The following is a 17,736-nucleotide window of genomic DNA, read 5'->3' as shown; positions in this document are numbered from 1 at the left end:
AAAGTAAATTTTATAGGTAATCCATAACTAATGGTTCAAATGTGCTTAGCTCATTAACATGGAAGAAAACTGAATAACAATATTACTATTGAATAATACTCCACAGGAAAAATTTGTACACTATTATAATCATAACTTCCGTTACTCTCGTAATAATGTACAAACTTAATCAATAATAATTATTTCAACTTTTGCTCAAGAAGCTGCTTAGTATTGTCTAACCATTCATAACGTCGACGATACATTGCGCGTTTAGGACGGGAAATATCTTCAGGATCACGACGAATATCATCCAGCGTTAACTGGTATAGGTTCTCATCAAACTCAATACCACCTAATGCAATCCAATGTTTATCATAATCCATTTTGATTTTACCGGTAGCATAACGCTTGGCTGAATAAGTATGAGCGCTATTCTTAATGGCTAGCAGCGTATCAACCTGCCAAGCATTCGCAATCAACGTGATCATTTTAATCATTAAATCTTTTGGGCGTTGTCCAAATAATGCTTTGGTCAGTAACTTTATTTTTTGATTGTTCTCGGGGCTACTCGCAGGACCTTGTAATCCACCAATGATTAATTGACGCTTTCCTTTCACCTTTCGAATAGCAAATGTAAGTGTATAAAAATTTTCATCAATATCGTTAAAGAGCGTAAGGCTCATATCACCCTCTTTTTGATAGCGAGAGTAATAAGTCAGTTTAAAACAGTAATCAATATCACCAACGGTAAAGTCACATAGTGTTAATCCATTACTATTTTTGTAAATAGCATCACTAATATTGGTAGGTAACTGAGACACAAAATTAAAATGCTGTGCAACAAATCTCGCACGTTCAATACCACTTGTGCCATAAATAACATAAGGACGAAATGGCTTTTCTAAGAAGCGGGAATTGCGTTGGCATAAAGTTTCTAGCAAAGAAGAGTCAATTTCAGAAGTGATATGCTGGAAAGCTCTACGATAGTAGATTGCACGAAGTATAAATTTCACTCGATAACGCCATAATGGTGAATATTTTTCAGCTTGGCTATCAGGATAAATAATTTTCGCATGGTTACTCAGAGAAATAATAGAGACTGTCACACCGTCAATTCCTTTATGAAATATTGTGCTACGTCATTACTTAGTAGCACTAGATTCCACCTGATTTATATCAAGATGGTATAATACACGACCGAATTATACACACTTGCCATTAAAAGCATAGAGCGCTACAAATACGAATAAAACATAGTAGTAACAAAACTGAGTTTTGTGGGTTCTATCCACAAGAACAAGAAGGTAAACGCATCCGCAAGCTGTCCTCGACTAAAAGTAAAGTTATCGCTTTTGAGCGTTTCACTATGCAGGAAATTGAAGATAAGCTTTGACTTAACCGACAAAAAGATAGTCGACATTTAACCGACTTAATTAAATATTAGAAACTTGCTCATAGCATGACATTTTCTAATGGTGAAAAATTTAGAGTTCATTAATGCTTATTGCTGAAGCAGTGAACAAACTGAGGAGGTACTACTCCCCTAACCTTACAGTAAATATAAAACCATTTTGTAACAAAGATAAAGAAATGGTGACAAATAGATTATTAAAAATCAAAAAAAAGTGTATTTTAAAATAAAAACACTACTGATAAATTATTTAACCATTTGTTTATAATATCTTTTATTTAAAAATGCACACTTCGTTACAAGTTAAGATAAGTTTTACTAATCAAGATTCAAAAAACAATGAGAATCACAGTGAATTCATTTATATTTGTTAAAATTCTGCATCAGAAAATAACTATATGAAATTGAGAATTACTTTTTATTTATTACTTTTACTGGCTTTTTTCCAAAATCCTGTTTATGCCTCATCAACTCTACCGACTAATCACGCCAAAAATGAAAATATTATTGTTATTCATGGTTTTGGGCAAAACGCAAAAGGAATGGAATTTATAACAAATGGTTTAAAAAATGCGGGTTATAACACTTGTGTTCTAGAATACAAAACCGTTGGTCGTTCTGTTGACACCATAAAAAAACAGGTGGTTAAACAAATTAATGATTGTTTTTTAACCTTTGACAATTCATATAACACCCATTTTATTGGTCACTCTTTAGGTGGATTAATGATCCGCTCTTATTTAGCTGATCATCCTTCTATGCTTAATAAACGAAAAATCGATAAAGTGATTATGATGGGAACGCCGAATAATGGCAGCCCAATCAGTGATTCCTACCGAGAAAAAAGTATTTTTGGTCTTTTAGGAGAAATGTCGCTTGCTCTTGGTACTAATGAGGGAGATTTAGCTAAATCATTGCCTGAACCGTTTTACAAAACAGGTATTATTGCAGGTAATAAACCGTGGCGAATTACAAGAAAGGCATTTAATGAACCTAATGATGGATTAGTGCCCGTTTCTTCAACTAAATTACCCAATATGGGCGATTTTATTGAATTAAATGTCGATCATGCAAGTATGAGAACTAACCAAGTAGTAATAGGTCATATCTTAAAATACCTCGATAAAGGTAAGTTTATTTAGACAAAACATAGGACACTCATACCTTTTACTGTTTAAGATTAGGATGAAAAGTATTAAAGGATCCAAGCTGAATGGATTTAACTCTCCAACATCAAATTAACGTAGAAGATAATTGAATAATAAATAATTAACCATCTGTAGTCGTTTAATTATTATTAATCTAATAACTAAAATCTAATTGGCCACACTCGTGGCCTTTATCTATATAAAATACTTTATCATTTTATAACACTGAATCATCTTATTTAAAATAATGTAAGTATGTGTTTTTCGCATCTTTAAGCTCATCTATTGCTTCTTGTAGCTTTCTCTCTTTGTTATTAATTTTATTTATCTTTCCATTCTCTTTTGCTTCTATTAATTCTTGTTTTCTTTCTTCTACTTTTTTCTCTTTGTTAGCTATATTTTTCAGTTGTTTTGCTTTTAGCGACTCATCTGTGCAATGAAAATTAACCTCTGCTAATGCTTTTTGTAATCCCTTTAGCTGATGAGTATTGTTATATTCTTTTGCATAGCTAATCTGAATCTTAATTTCTTGTTTTTTAACCGCGCAACCAGTGATTTCAGTAGCCCGAACTGTCGTCGATAGTAAAAGTATCGTCAACAAAATTGTTAGTATAGCGATATTATTTAACATTACCATCTCCAGTTCTTAAGTATATTATTCACATGAGAACTACAATTATAGATTATCTTTCATACTCAAATTATTAGGGTAGAATCAAACCTCACTCTACAATTTATTAGAATGAGGCTGTAAATTTTTAATAACCGCTTAGATTAAACCAAGTTCACGCAAGCGTTCCATTAAATAGCTATGTGCTGTGTATTTTTCAGAGAGAACAACTTCAGGTTTTGGATGAAGAAACAGTGGCAATGAAATACGTGATTTCGTTTTGTCTGCGCCTTCTGGATTAATCACACGGTGAGTCGTTGATGGAAAGTAACCGCCTGATGCTTCTTGTAACATATCACCAATATTAATGATTAAATTGCCAAAATCGCAAGGAACATCCATCCAATTACCATCTTTAGCAAGTACTTGTAACCCCGGCTCATTTGCTGCAGGTAAAATTGTCAGTAGGTTTATATCTTCATGCGCACCCGCTCTAATCGCCCCTAATTGTTCATTATCATCTAACGGTGGGTAATGAAGAACACGCAGTAAAGTCTTGTGACTGCCATCTATCATACTTGAAAGTGATTGGGAATATTTCTCAGAAATGGCGCTAGGTGAATATTCTTCAACCCAGGCTAATAACTCAGTTGCAAGCTGATTTGCTTCTTGATAATACAGCTGTATTTCTTGCTTAAGTTCAGTTGGACATTGACCCCAAGGGTAGTAATGGAAATATTCTTTAATGTCTTTTTGAGCGTGTCCTTTTGCGGTTTCTGACACCTCAGTTGGAAAAAAACCATCTTGAGTTTCTACATTAAAATAAAAATCAGACTTTTCTTCACTTATAAAAAATTTATACCAATTATCATAGATATTTTGGACTAGTTTTTGCTGAATCGGATGGTTTTTAAGTACGCCAAACCCGGTATTACGCAGAGATTCAACAAATAACTGTTTCGCATTCTCTGCAGTATAATCTACAGCTTCTAGTTTCATTGTTATTATTCCTTACTTTCTTTTTTATTATTTTATTAAACACTTTGCTGAGCGCGAGCATTCTATTTAAGAAACATATTCATAACAAGGATACACCGCACAAATATGAGGAAAAGGTACTATCCTCACTGCTGATAAGATGAAAATACATTATGACGGCTAAAGCTAAAAATCATAAGATTGAGTAAGATATCAATACCCGCGAAGCCAAAGCCAATATACCATCTCCAACGACTCGCCGCGTAACCACATGGGCCAATGCTGCCGCCAATATAGGAATATAGAGAATCTGAATCACGTGCACTTACACGACCTTTATATAACTCACCAAGTAAACAACTTCAATTTGTTTTAAAAAACCATATCCACAGATAATTAATGTTAACGCTGAATAAAATGTAATATGATCATCATTTGGAATACTGAGTACTACATGATCGGCAACTATTAATAATGCACCAATAACAGCCGACCAATAATTACCTGAATAACGATCAGCTAAATAACCCCTAAAATGGGTATCATATAAACTAAAGACGCATACTCACCATATAATGCATAAGCATGTTCATGCTAATATTAAAAACTCTGGGTTAAAAATAGAGTAAGTAACGATCGCATACCGTAATAACTAAATAATATTTTAAAATCTATCTGTGAGCGCTTTTACACGCTCGCAGTATATTTTTATTAAAAGAATTGCACATTAGCTTATAGAAACCTATACGTCCTCCCCCTAGTTATTATTGTTCTAACTCGTAAGTATATCAGCTAGCGACTCGAAAGTAACAATAAACGAATAAATACTTCCCTTTATATTACCGAATTTAAACCTAATAAGTATTACCAACTAGTCTGTAAATTAAATCGTGTATTTGATGGATAACCCATTCACATAGAGATAACCCGAAAAACGGGTAAATTATCAAGTTTATAACAGCTAATTTCCATTTTACCACCATCATTACGAGAAGGCTTATTAACAGAACAGCTTAATTATACTTTTTCACTCGTTTTACTATGCGGAAGAATACGTTTAGGGAGAGTTATATCATAAATACCTTTATTGATTCTCTTTACTGAAATTTATCCACTATCACCGCTCATTGTTTAGTTATTCTAAACAATGAATTTAAATCCCCCTCAATTATCAAATACTTTTAAATCAATATACTGACATTATTAAATATTACTGCAAAAATCAGTCTCAACTCGCTGGTTATACGTTGTAGTAATAAACATAAAGAACAGAAGAGGTTATCGTGAGTACATTATTTGAGACAGTTAAACTAAACCAGCTAACATTGCAAAACCGTGTTGTAATGGCTCCTATGACACGAGCACGAACCAGTCAACCGGGAAACATCCCGAATCCTATGATGGCAACCTACTATCAACAACGAGCGAGTGCTGGCCTGATTATTTCAGAGGCAACACAGATCTCTGATGACTCACAAGGCTATTCTTTTACTCCAGGCGTTTATACCGATGAACAGGTTGAAGGCTGGAAATTAGTTACTCAAGCGGCCAAGCAAGCCGGCGCGGCAATATTTTGCCAATTATGGCATGTTGGCCGTGTTTCTCATCCTGTATTTCAACAAGGTCAATTGCCAATAGCTCCCTCGGCTTTATCGCCCGTAGAAACAAAAGTGTGGATTGCTGATGAACAAGGTAACGGTAATATGGTTGATTGTGTTCAACCACGTGAAATGACATTAACCGATATTAAACGGGTCGTTAATGACTTTGCCTATGCTGCAAAACGCGCTATTGAAGCTGGTTTTGATGGCATTGAAATTCATGGTGGTAATGGCTACCTTATCGACCAGTTTTTACGTACTAACTCTAATCATCGTACGGATAATTACGGCGGTAACAGAGAAAACCGTACTCGTTTTTTACTGGAAGTCGTTGATGCCGTGAGTGATGCTATTGGCAGTGACAGAGTAGGTGTACGCTTAGCACCATTTATCACCTTTAAAGATATGGATTGCCCAGATATCGTACCAACTATTTTAGCTGTATCAGAACAACTACAGACACGAGACATTGCTTACCTACATTTATCAGAAGCTGATTGGGACGATGCCCCAGTGATCCCAGAGAGTTTTCGAGTTGCGTTACGATCTGTATTCACGAACCCAATCATTGTCGCAGGCAGTTATACACAAGCACGTGCTGATGATATATTGCAACACGGTTATGCTGATCTCGTGGCTTTTGGGCGACCATTTGTTTCTAATCCTGATTTAGTTTCCCGTCTTAAATATAATCAAGCACTCGATGATCTTGATGGTGCAACATTATTTGGTGGCAATGAGCGTGGTTATACTGATTATCGTGTTTTTAGTCACGGTGAATAAATCAAAAATAGACCATGATTTTCTATAATAATCCAAATGGCTCTCTTTTCTAAGATAGCCATTTTTATTCGCATTATAAACCCTTTCCCCTACGGTTAGAGTCTATGGGACAGGTGAAGTTCTTACTGCCAAACTTATTCTGATAATGATCAACATACTCGATAACTGATGAAGTTATACTTACTTCACTCATTTTCTGTAATAAACAAGAATATTTCATTGTCCATTTCACAAAACATCACATTTCTTGACGGATTTTTCACGTTTATAGTGTAATTATGCACTATCTTTTTTTTATGGTATCTATCTATAGTGATAATTGAATTTTTAAGAAACCCTAAAAATACTGGGTCTGTTATATCAAGCAGCCAATTTTTAGTTCAAGAAATGATTTCACACATATCACCAGAAGGCACTATCATTGAGTTGGGTGCTGGCTCAGGTGTGATCACTCGTAAACTTTCAACAATTCAATCAGTAGATACTATTTATACTTATGAAAACAATCCAATTTTTCATAAGTCGCTATTGAAAATAGATAAGACTATTTGCGTGTCTGACCTTTTTACTATGAAAGAAAGGCACCAACATCAAAAAGTCAAAACCATTATTTCAAGCATTCCTTTTGTGAATTTTTCTACTACGACTAAAGCAAAAGCTTTAAGTGATATAAGCACGGTATTAGATCATGGCGGTAAGTTGATCCAATATACTTATTTAAATCGTTGCCCATTTGGAGCAGAGAATTTAGACCAAAATAAACTCATTCTTACCAAAGTAAAAAAGGTATGGCTTAACATTCCTCCTGCAACTGTTTTTGTCTACGAAAAAAATGATAATTTATAATATATCATCGCGATAATACTGAAGGCTGCCAAATGGTAGCCTTTTTATCGTCTATATAATCACGCAGCCTAATACATCAACTTGCTGGATCAACACTCACTTATTTGATGTTAGATTGCTAATTTGCATTTTTACTTATTCAGAATATATGACTAAAATTGCTTATTCTTTTATTGGAGCCAAACATGGACACGCAGAGTTATTGGTTTTCTTGCTAGGTAAGTGATATCGCATTCACTTACTGTTTTTATATGTGATGTGATTTATTCTTGGTAACTACTGATGATATTATTTATTCTAGACACCCACTCTCTTTTTCCTCCTAGTCGATAATCCCTTTCGATATTAATTTACTTTTTATGCTTATTTTCTGAGCATGATTGTCGATTATTTTTTATTTCGCATGCAATAAATTGTTATATAAACACTCGCGCTATCGAGTGAAATTTTTATTTAGAGCAAAGCTCATGACTCAAATTAAATCAAATGCAACGGTAAACTCACGCCGAAAAGCAGACACTAATACACCTTTTTTAATTGCACAAGAAGGTCGTAATAGCGTTGATGCTACTTTATCCAATTTATCCACCAGCAAACAAGGCTTAACTCAGGATGACGTTGAAGACCGTTTACAAACACACGGTGTAAACCAAGTCTCTCATGAAAAAGCACCTAATGTTTTTTTTCAACTTTTAGCTGCCTTTAATAATCCATTTATTTATGTACTAATTATCTTAGCAATCATTAGTGATATTACTAATTACTGGTTACCTAAAGAACATGGCCAACCAACAAGTATTTCAAGTGTAGTAATCATTGGTACGATGGTGACATTGAGTGCTGCTTTACGTTTTATTCAAGAGTTCCGTACTAACAAAGCAGCTGAAGCACTCAAATCAATGGTACGTACCACTGCAACTGTACGCCGTCGTGCCCATACAAATGCACCAGAAGAAGTAACTGAAATTGCACTTCAGCAATTAGTGCCCGGTGATATTATTCACTTAATGGCTGGCGACATGATTCCTGCTGATATTAAATTACTAGAAGCACGTGATTTATTTATTAGCCAAGCGGCATTAACTGGCGAATCTATTCCTGTTGAAAAAACAGATACTCCTTATCAATCACCAATCTATATAAATAATAAAGCCTCAGAAACAGCCAATGCTGACAGTAACCATGAAGCTGAACTAATTGAAATGCCGAACATATGTTTAATGGGTACCAATGTCTCAAGTGGAACAGCCATGGCGGTTGTTGTGGCTACTGGCTCAGAGACTTATTTTGGCTCATTAGCTAAGTCAATTATCGGTACTCGTTCGCAAACAGCATTTGATCGCGGTGTAAATAGCGTTAGCTGGTTATTAATTCGTTTTATGCTAGTGATGGTGCCTATTGTACTGTTAATTAATGGTTTTACTAAAGGTAACTGGATTGACGCAGCACTGTTTGCATTAGCCGTCGCGGTAGGTTTAACCCCTGAAATGTTACCAATGATTGTCAGTTCTAACCTTGCCAAGGGTGCGATGATGATGGCGCGTCGTAAAGTGGTGGTAAAACACCTTAATGCGATCCAAAATTTTGGTGCGATGGATGTCTTATGTACCGATAAGACAGGTACATTAACGCAAGATAGGATCATTTTAGAACATCACATTAACGTTCAAGGCAGCAATGACGAACATGTTTTAGCCCTTGCTTGGCTTAATAGTCACCATCAAAGTGGATTAAAAAACTTGATGGATCAGGCCATTTTACACTTTGCAAAAGAAAACCAGACTCTAAGTCATTTAAGTCGCTTTTACAAAGTGGATGAATTGCCATTTGATTTTGTTCGTCGGCGGTTATCAATTGTTGTCGGTGATGAACACGATAACCACACCTTGATTTGTAAAGGTGCGGTAGAAGAAATGCTTGCTATAGCCACCCATATTAATGATAACGGCCACGTGATCGCGCTTGATACAACTCGTCGCGAAAAGTTAATGGCGTTAGCTGAGCAATATAATAAACAAGGCTTTCGAGTCTTATTGGTCGGTACTCGTGATTTAGGAATTAAAGGTTGCGAACTACCTCTCCAAAAAGATGATGAACGTAATTTAGTTGTCCACGGCTTGCTGACCTTCTTAGACCCACCTAAAGAAAGTGCCATTACTGCAATTGCGGCGTTACGCGAAAATGGCGTGATGGTGAAAGTATTAACGGGTGATAATCCAGTCGTTACCAGCAAAGTTTGTCGCGATGTGGGTTTAGAGCCTGGCGAACCATTATTAGGCACCGAAATCGAACGTTTAGATGATACTGCGTTAGCGCAATTAGTCGAGCAACGAACTATTTTTGCAAAACTCACCCCATTGCAAAAGTCACGAGTACTTAAAACATTACAAAAGAATGGTCACACTGTTGGATTTTTAGGTGATGGTATTAACGATGCGCCAGCGCTGCGAGATGCTGATGTGGGTATTTCCGTCGATACTGGTACAGATATAGCGAAAGAATCTGCTGATATTATTTTACTTGAAAAGAACTTGATGGTGTTAGAAGAAGGTGTGATTAAAGGTCGTGAAACCTTTGGTAATATTATCAAATACTTAAATATGACTGCGAGTTCAAACTTCGGTAATGTCTTTTCCGTATTAATAGCCAGTGCCTTCTTACCGTTCTTACCAATGCTAGCAATTCAGTTGTTGATCCAAAACTTATTATACGATATTTCTCAATTAGCATTGCCTTGGGATCGAATGGACAAAGAGTTCTTACGTAAGCCTCGTAAATGGGATGCGCAGAACATTGGCCGTTTTATGGTTTGGCTCGGCCCAACGTCCTCTATTTTCGACGTAACAACCTTTGCATTAATGTGGTTTGTGTTTGGTGCCAATACGCCAGCTCATCAAGCTTTATTCCATTCAGGTTGGTTTATTGAAGGGTTATTATCACAAACATTAGTTGTACATATGCTACGTACCCAGAAAATTCCATTTATTCAAAGTACAGCAGCATTACCGGTGATTGTTGCTACAGTACTCGTGGTGGTTTTAGGTATTACATTACCCTTCTCGCCATTAGGTCCATTAGTTGGTTTACAAGCACTACCTTGGCATTACTTCCCTTGGTTAGTTGCAATTTTATTTAGTTACTGCTTGGTTGCACAAAGTATGAAACGCTTCTATATTCGTCGCTTTGGCTGTTGGTTCTAAACGAATATTTATACCTAAGCCTAATACTCAAACGGCTACTTATAAAAGTAGCCATTTGTTATATGATTATACGTGGGCGTATTCAATAATAGTCTGATGGTATAATGCTAATAACTGCTCTGAATTAACCGTAACCCCAACGCGTTGAGTTGGCATCGATGACCAGTCATCAGTTTGATACTGCCTTTTATCCAGCTTCTGCAGCGTCATTCCACTTGCTGGCCCCTCACAAACAACCCGCACAGATCCTTTTCGAGTGGTGAATAATGCCGGATTAATTACATAAGCAATCGCCGAAGGATCATGTACATGACAGCCATCAAGACCCACTTTCTGAGAATAAAAACGTAAGTAATAACGACTAATATCAAAGATAAACTCACCAACATCGCCTGCATCATGGCGCAATTGATCCAAATAACCAGCACTAAAGAAACTTTCTTCTGTTACATCTAATCCAATGATCGTCACCGGCCAAGGAGCACAAAACACAATATCCGCGGCATGGGGATCATCATGAATATTAGCTTCAGCATAAGGAGTAACATTGCCATGGTGATCGTTAACCCCAAATGCACCGCCCATCACCACAACCTCTGCCACTAATTCTGCTATTTCAGGTGCCGCTTGTAATGCTAAAGCAAGGTTGGTTAATGGCCCGACAGCCACCAAGGTAATTTCTTTAGGATGTGCTTTTACAGTATCGATAATATATTGATATGCTGGACGTGAATCATAACGCCCTGCAAATGACTCTGGGATCTGAAAATCGCCTAAACCCGTTACCCCATGCACGATTTCAGTAGGACCTACAGGTGCACGAACCAATGGCTGACTAGCTCCTTTGGCAATAGTCGCTTGCATATTAAAACGCTCTTTAAGATACAAAGCGTTACGAGTGCCATTATCAATAGTTGCATTACCAAATACCGTAGTAAGGGCAACTAATTCAATTTCAGGATGGGCTTCTGCAAATAAAATCGCCATCGCATCATCAATACCAGGATCAGTATCTAATATAATTTTTTTTGTCATAATTTATTTTATAAACTCTATCGTTGATAGCACGTATCGACCGCCCACAAGTTTAGGAACGTTATTTGAAAGAGAATAAATGACTACTAGCGCCGTTTCTGTGATAGTTGTAGATAAATAACGACTTCAGTAAGCTTTCTTTTTAGGCTCCAGTTAGTTATATTTCGATAATACCAGAAATAAAAGGTCACCTTTAATTATGACAAATCAACAGATCGACATTAACGAGATCGCTAAATCACTCAAAGAGCTAGGCCATCCAACCCGTTTAGCCATTTTTAAACGTGTTATTAAAGCTGGTTATCAAGGTATTGCTGTTGGCGATATTCAGCAACAACTTGCGATCCCTGGCTCTACCCTGTCGCACCATATCTCTAGTCTTGCTTCTGCGGGATTACTGACTCAGCGCCGTGAAGGACGAACTCTTTTTTGCGTTGCTCAATATGATGCTTTAACCAATGTGATCAACTTTCTCCAAGATGAATGTTGTATTGATGAACAACAATCAGAAATAATCCCCTAAATCATAATATTAAATAAATCTAACGATTACCTTTAGATATATTTCCATAATAATGGAAATATAATTTTGACAAAGACTTTTTTTACCTTTATATTTCGATAATACTAGAAATACAGAGACAAATATCATGATCACTATTACTTCAGAAATGATAATGAATACCCTCCATATGTTTGGTTTTCTTGCAGTAGAACTTACCTTACTTTTTCTTGCTATTAGTTATTTAGTCGGTGTACTACAGGTTTATATTCCACCCGAAAAAATTCAGGCGATTCTTAGTGGCAAAAACGGTAAAGGCTACTTTATTGCAGGATTACTCGGTGCAATAACCCCTTTTTGTTCATGTTCAACCATTCCATTTTTAAAAGGGTTGTTACGTGCTAAAGCGGGATTTGGCACTATGATGGTATTTTTGTTTGCGAGCCCACTGCTTAACCCAATTATTATTGGTTTATTTGCAGTTACCTTTGGCATCAAAGTAACGGTGTTTTATTTTGTGATCGCGATGGGGGTTTCAATTATTGCGGGTTACCTATTAGAGAAATTAGGCTTTGAAAAATATATTAAAGCTGAAGCTTATAGTGAGCCTAAACCATCGTGCTGTGGTTCTAGCTGTAACTCAACCCCAAAACCAACCAATAAATGGCTTCAAATTTGGCAAACCACATGGACAGATTTTAAAAAAGTATTACCATATTTAATCGGCGGAATCGCTTTAGGATCGATGATTTACGGTTTTATGCCGACTGAATTTGTGGCTAAAATCGCCAGCGAAAATAACCCATTTGCAATCCCTGTTGCTGCGATTATTGGTATTCCACTTTATATTCGTGCTGAAGCCGTTATTCCATTAAGTGCCGCATTAGCAGCCAAAGGAATGAGCCTAGGTGCGGTGATGGCATTGATCATTGGTAGTGCGGGTGCAAGTTTAACTGAAGTGATATTGTTAAAATCTATCTTCAAAAATCAAATGATTATCGCATTTTTAGTGGTTATTATTGGTATGGCTATCAGTGCTGGTTTTCTGTATCAATTACTGTTTTAAAAAGACGATTAAAATATAAAAAATCCCTCACCTTATTAGCTGAGGGATTTACTTAATTTATTCTTACCTTTAATTAACGGTAACTGTATTGCCCGTGACCACTAGAGAATGTCCAATGATTACCATTAGACCATTTTATACCAGCAACTTGAGTACATTGACCGCCAGCATTAATAAACCCTGCACCGTAAAAGCCACCACGAGTTACGCTACATAAGTTAGCATCACTATCTGCAACCGCTTTAACTCGTTGGCCCACTTGTTTAGGATTATTAAGAGACATCCATTCAAATTGGTTAACAGCCGATAACAATGGTTGTTCACCTTGACTATCTGTCACTGTTATTTCCGAACCGCCTGTACATTGAAAATCTCCGTTACCAAAATCCTCAACGTAACCATGTACAGTTTGCTCAACGCCATTAATCGCTAATTGGAAACGACAAACATTTGGTCTTTCACTACCGACACTTAACGTTGCTAATGAGCTACGATCGCGCGTCGATAATATCGCTGGATCAAAACCGTCCGTATGTGCAAACCAACCTGCAGGTATTGCTGATTCAAGTACTTTATAACCATACTCTTGACCAATGATCACTGGCCCCCTTAGATCAGCAACCGCTGGGTTACGTGGCGTCATTACTGTATCTAATACCGATTCAGTACCAATGGTTGATGCACATTCAATAGTAATGCGGGCTGGATGGTTATCCGCCGGTAAGTTGATATGTAACTTATTACTTTCATTACTATTATGGCGATAACCACTTAATGCAATATTACTGATCTCACCATTTTCAGCTTCAACAACTAATTTACACTGTTTTTGTGAAGCGAAACTATATTGCTTAATTCCACCTTGATGACTTGCGTAAGCCCAATTTGCACCATTGGTATGCTTAACATCAGCAATTTGCATACAGCGATTATTCTCAATAAATCCGGCACCATCATGTGATGTACCAGCTTTATCTAAGGTACATAATGTTTTTTCACCCAACTCAATCGTTGGGATATAGGTCACATTACCTACTTTCTCACCTTTAGAGGCCAGCAGTTGATAACCATTAATGCTAGAAACAGGGACTTCACGTTGATTATTAACCGACCAGTACATATCAGATGATACCTGACATGTAGCCGTTTCAGTGTTCTCGAAACCAACAAAGTTTGCCGTCACACCATTAGTATTAGTGTAATTAAACTGACATAAAGGTAACCATTGATTATCTATTTTAATGGTTTGCCATTCAGTATCATTACGCTCGGTATCACTCATGTCTACCACTGATACCCAGCCTTCACGTTGAGGAGCAACCGTACTTGGAGCAGGTAGATCAAATAAGTTACCGTAATTTGAATACGTTAATGGATAAATCTGGCTAGGATTTGCTTCTACTGGATCATAAATTCCAAGTACAGTGATCACCGGAACACCTTGCTGTGTCGGTGTAGCTAAAACCGTTTCTGATTCAATATAACGTTGGCTCGCTTGATCCCATTGAACAAAACCTGTTGAGCTATTTGCATCAAGATTATTGGAACGATTAAACCAATCTTGAGTCACCCGCGTTGCCATTGGATGCTCTAAGGTATAATGACTAATTAAACCTGTTAATGCGAATTCTCCTCCCCCCATAGCTTCACGCATAAAACGAAATTCGTTAGCAAACGGAGGCACACTTTCACCACTGTTATCGTTGGTCATGGTAATTGCAGCATCAGACCAATGAATGTTACCAATAAAACGTTTATAACGCGCATCCCAACCCCAACCTGATTCCATATCATGAATAGAAGCATTTTTAGGGTGATGTCCTCGGCCATAATTATGCCCTAATTCATGTGACCATTCGTTACCACGCGAATCAGTTAGCGTGACAATACCACCACCACCACTACCACCATGATTTACGACCTTCGAAGTCACGATACCATCTTTATCTTTGGCTAAATAACGACCACGGCTATTATGAGCGGTAATATGACTAAACGGTCGTGCCCAATGAGAATTACTTCCTGCTGTATCAGTAATCCCAAAGTTGGCATTATTAATACCAATAGACACTAAATTTTTGCCTATAGACTCACGCATGTCACCGCCATGCCACCCTGGAGTTTCATATTCACTGGCTTTGGTATAAACCTTACCATTAGGCATTGTTATTTTACGAAGGTGTAACGGGGTGTAATCAGCTACTACCATTTTAGATACTGGAATTTTCTGAAAATAATCAGTGGCTAACTGTTCCATATTATTGATCATGTCATATTGATTACGAGGCTCAACTAACATACCAATATCAATATTTTGAATAACCAACTCAGGCGCACCACCAAAGACCAATAAGTCTTGAGTTAATTCACCTTCACGACCACGGTTGTCACTAAATCGTAGCGACAACCCTGGCTTCATCCATTCCCAGCTTAACGGTAAACTCCATGCGTAATGAGAGAACATTACTTTACTTTTGCCATTATCGCGCTGATCAGTATCAGGTAATGCACTTGGTGGATGCATTAAAAAACGCCCCATACTCACACCATCAACTTCAACATCAACCCATAGCTGATTAACATTTCTAGTTTTAGGCGTAACAAGTAATAAACTTTCTCGGTTCATCACCAAATTAGGATGTTTAAGCTCATCATTACCATAAGGTGCAACGCTAGTATGTGTCTGTGCTAGTGCAATATTCGCGCTCAGGTTACCCACTAAATGGTTAGCTGCTTTACGACTATCGTTGTAACTTAAACGTGATGATAGGGTATTGAAAGAAAAAGTTTTCTCATCACATCCAAGTTGATTACATTCAACTAACTTCACTTCATATTGGGTACTTGGCTCAAGAGCTGCAATATAAAAACCTGAACTATCGGCTGTATAGTTATAAGTAATAGAAGACTCACCAGGTGTATGTGCAGTTAATTCAATCTTGTAATTATTACCTTGTACAATATCATCCCACACCAATTCAACACCGGTATCAGAAATAGAGGCAGCCTTAAATCCAGAAATGATAGGCATCGCCAAATCACCACAATCAGAGGTAACCGTTCGTTGCACTAACTCGCTTTCCCAAATATAACTACCATCATCATGTTGAGAACCTCGCGCTGCTGGTAAATATTCAACAAAGCAACCACTGTCATCAGAGTTCATGACCCCAAATTGACGATGAAGTAAGTAAAAACCACCATTATAAGCAACATACTCCCATTCAGGACCAACAAATGGAAATGCCGCACTATAAACACCATTTGCATCATTTAATGGGAATTTTGGCGAATTTTCATGATTCAACCAATATTCTTTACCTTGATATTGTAGATATCTTTTACCATCACGTTCAATAACATTACTTGGCTGACTAGCGAGTGATTGCATATTGTTGAGCGTTTCAAATGTCTTTGTCGCAATTTCTGTCAATGAGCTTTCAGTTGCAAAAACGCCAGAACTGAACAAGCTTCCACCGATAAGTACAGATAATAATTTAACTTTCATTGTATGACTCCTACCACCCAAAAGAAGCGTTTTTTCGCTCTCAATAAAATATATTACCCCCTTCAAGTTAACAAGTTATATTTATGGTATGCATAAGAATAACTATTGATAAGAAGGTCAAAAAAACAGTTGACGCAATCGTTTGCTTTCACTACATTGCACGCTATTTTTAGCTTTTAACCTATTAGGAAAATAAATGTCATTACTTAAACATGGTTTCATACTTTACTGCCTTATTTTGTCACCAATAACCGTTGCAGCAACGCCATCTTCAGCTCCAATCTTGATCCAAGGCGCAATGGATATAGAAACCTCGGCCCTAATAAATGCACTTGAAAATACATCACAAACAACAGTCGGTGCGTGGACATTTTGGCAAGGAACAATTAATGATTATCCGGTGGTGGTATCTCGTACAGAAGTAGGTATCGCTAATGCTGCAGCAGCAACAACGCTAGCAATAGAGCGTTTTAAGCCAACCTTAATTATTAATCAGGGTACATCTGGTGGGCATGATCCACTGTTACAACGTGGTGATATCGTTATTGGTAAAACCAGTTTTAATATGGGGGCATATAAATCAGAATTTACCCCAAAAGGAAAAGGCATCGATCCCACTCAATGGCAGAATTTTAGCGTCACCATGCGCTTACGTGATCAAGGTAAATTAGTTGATCATAATGCTTTCTATGCTGACCAAGGTTTAGTTGATATCGCGCAATCAATGGCGAGTAGTTATAAAAAAGGCAAGGTAGTAACCGGTATTATTGGCACTGCTGATGAATGGAACCGCGAAGTTGATCGTATTAATTGGTTGCATACCAACTTTAATACTGCAGTAGAAGAAATGGAAACTTCATCGGCAGCATTAGTTGCTCAAGCCTATAAAGTACCTTTTATTGGCATCCGTATTTTGTCTAATACCGATCTGCACCTGCAAGATTTTGATCCACAAACTGCGGTTGACTGTCAGCAGTTTGTACTTGATTACACCAAAAAACTCATCATGATGCGTAACTAATACTGACAAAATAACAAGGGCGATATCAGCGCCCTTGTTATCTGA

At 37.1% G+C, this 17,736-nt stretch carries 12 protein-coding genes; 7 read left to right on the top strand and 5 right to left on the bottom strand.

Annotated features, from left to right (window positions below):
- Positions 1-179 precede the first annotated feature (179 nt).
- Positions 180-1,088, bottom strand: coding sequence for a VirK/YbjX family protein (locus tag PPBDW_RS21375; RefSeq protein WP_036792504.1), 909 nt, complete (start codon positions 1,086-1,088; stop codon positions 180-182).
- Positions 1,089-1,791: 703 nt separating this feature from the next.
- On the opposite strand from PPBDW_RS21375, the gene PPBDW_RS21370 reads away from it, so the two are divergent.
- A complete protein-coding gene (locus PPBDW_RS21370; protein ID WP_054262220.1) occupies positions 1,792-2,535 on the top strand; it encodes an alpha/beta fold hydrolase in 744 nt (247 codons plus the stop codon).
- A 241-nt stretch (positions 2,536-2,776) separates the two neighbouring features.
- On the opposite strand, the gene PPBDW_RS21365 is transcribed toward PPBDW_RS21370, so the two are convergent.
- Together PPBDW_RS21365 and PPBDW_RS21360 are read right to left on the bottom strand one after the other, a co-directional pair.
- Positions 2,777-3,172, bottom strand: a complete 396-nt coding sequence (locus tag PPBDW_RS21365) for a DUF1090 domain-containing protein (protein ID WP_036792506.1) — start codon at positions 3,170-3,172, stop codon at positions 2,777-2,779.
- A 138-nt stretch (positions 3,173-3,310) separates the two neighbouring features.
- On the bottom strand, positions 3,311-4,150 hold the full coding sequence (locus PPBDW_RS21360) for a 2OG-Fe(II) oxygenase family protein (RefSeq protein WP_036792507.1): 840 nt from the start codon (positions 4,148-4,150) through the stop codon (positions 3,311-3,313).
- A 1,262-nt stretch (positions 4,151-5,412) separates the two neighbouring features.
- On the opposite strand from PPBDW_RS21360, the gene PPBDW_RS21355 reads away from it, so the two are divergent.
- The 3 genes from PPBDW_RS21355 to mgtA all read left to right on the top strand — a co-directional run bounded on the left by PPBDW_RS21355 (position 5,413) and on the right by mgtA (position 10,559).
- On the top strand, positions 5,413-6,513 hold the full coding sequence (locus PPBDW_RS21355) for an alkene reductase (RefSeq protein WP_036792509.1): 1,101 nt from the start codon (positions 5,413-5,415) through the stop codon (positions 6,511-6,513).
- A 312-nt stretch (positions 6,514-6,825) separates the two neighbouring features.
- Positions 6,826-7,359, top strand: coding sequence for a class I SAM-dependent methyltransferase (locus PPBDW_RS21350; RefSeq protein ID WP_036792511.1), 534 nt, complete (start codon positions 6,826-6,828; stop codon positions 7,357-7,359).
- Positions 7,360-7,826: 467 nt separating this feature from the next.
- Positions 7,827-10,559 carry a magnesium-translocating P-type ATPase gene (mgtA, locus tag PPBDW_RS21345; RefSeq protein ID WP_036792513.1) on the top strand — a complete coding sequence of 911 codons (2,733 nt, stop codon included), beginning with the start codon at positions 7,827-7,829 and terminating at the stop codon, positions 10,557-10,559.
- Positions 10,560-10,625: 66 nt separating this feature from the next.
- On the opposite strand, the gene PPBDW_RS21340 is transcribed toward mgtA, so the two are convergent.
- Positions 10,626-11,594: a nucleoside hydrolase gene (locus tag PPBDW_RS21340; RefSeq protein ID WP_036792516.1), complete on the bottom strand. Its 969-nt coding sequence runs from the start codon at positions 11,592-11,594 to the stop codon at positions 10,626-10,628.
- 199 nt (positions 11,595-11,793) lie between these two features.
- On the opposite strand from PPBDW_RS21340, the gene PPBDW_RS21335 reads away from it, so the two are divergent.
- Both PPBDW_RS21335 and PPBDW_RS21330 read left to right on the top strand, forming a co-directional pair.
- Complete coding sequence (locus PPBDW_RS21335) at positions 11,794-12,117, top strand: ArsR/SmtB family transcription factor (RefSeq protein WP_412457840.1); 324 nt, start codon at positions 11,794-11,796, stop codon at positions 12,115-12,117.
- A gap of 127 nt (positions 12,118-12,244) precedes the next feature.
- Positions 12,245-13,162 (top strand): permease, encoded by a 918-nt coding sequence (locus PPBDW_RS21330; RefSeq protein ID WP_036792518.1) that lies wholly within the window; start codon positions 12,245-12,247, stop codon positions 13,160-13,162.
- Between the two features lie 73 nt (positions 13,163-13,235).
- Here the strand turns inward: PPBDW_RS21330 and PPBDW_RS21325 are convergent, their stop codons facing one another.
- The gene (locus tag PPBDW_RS21325) at positions 13,236-16,670 is read right to left on the bottom strand and encodes a M66 family metalloprotease (RefSeq protein WP_036792520.1); all 3,435 of its coding nucleotides are present in this window, start codon (positions 16,668-16,670) and stop codon (positions 13,236-13,238) included.
- Between the two features lie 196 nt (positions 16,671-16,866).
- On the opposite strand from PPBDW_RS21325, the gene PPBDW_RS21320 reads away from it, so the two are divergent.
- Complete coding sequence (locus tag PPBDW_RS21320) at positions 16,867-17,691, top strand: 5'-methylthioadenosine/S-adenosylhomocysteine nucleosidase (RefSeq protein WP_036792522.1); 825 nt, start codon at positions 16,867-16,869, stop codon at positions 17,689-17,691.
- Positions 17,692-17,736 lie beyond the last annotated feature (45 nt).

This window comes from Photobacterium kishitanii, from assembly GCF_000613045.3.
In the GTDB taxonomy this organism is placed as follows: domain Bacteria; phylum Pseudomonadota; class Gammaproteobacteria; order Enterobacterales; family Vibrionaceae; genus Photobacterium; species Photobacterium kishitanii.
The sequence above is the reverse complement of the archived record's forward strand: the minus strand, read 5'-3'. Positions and strand labels throughout refer to the sequence as shown.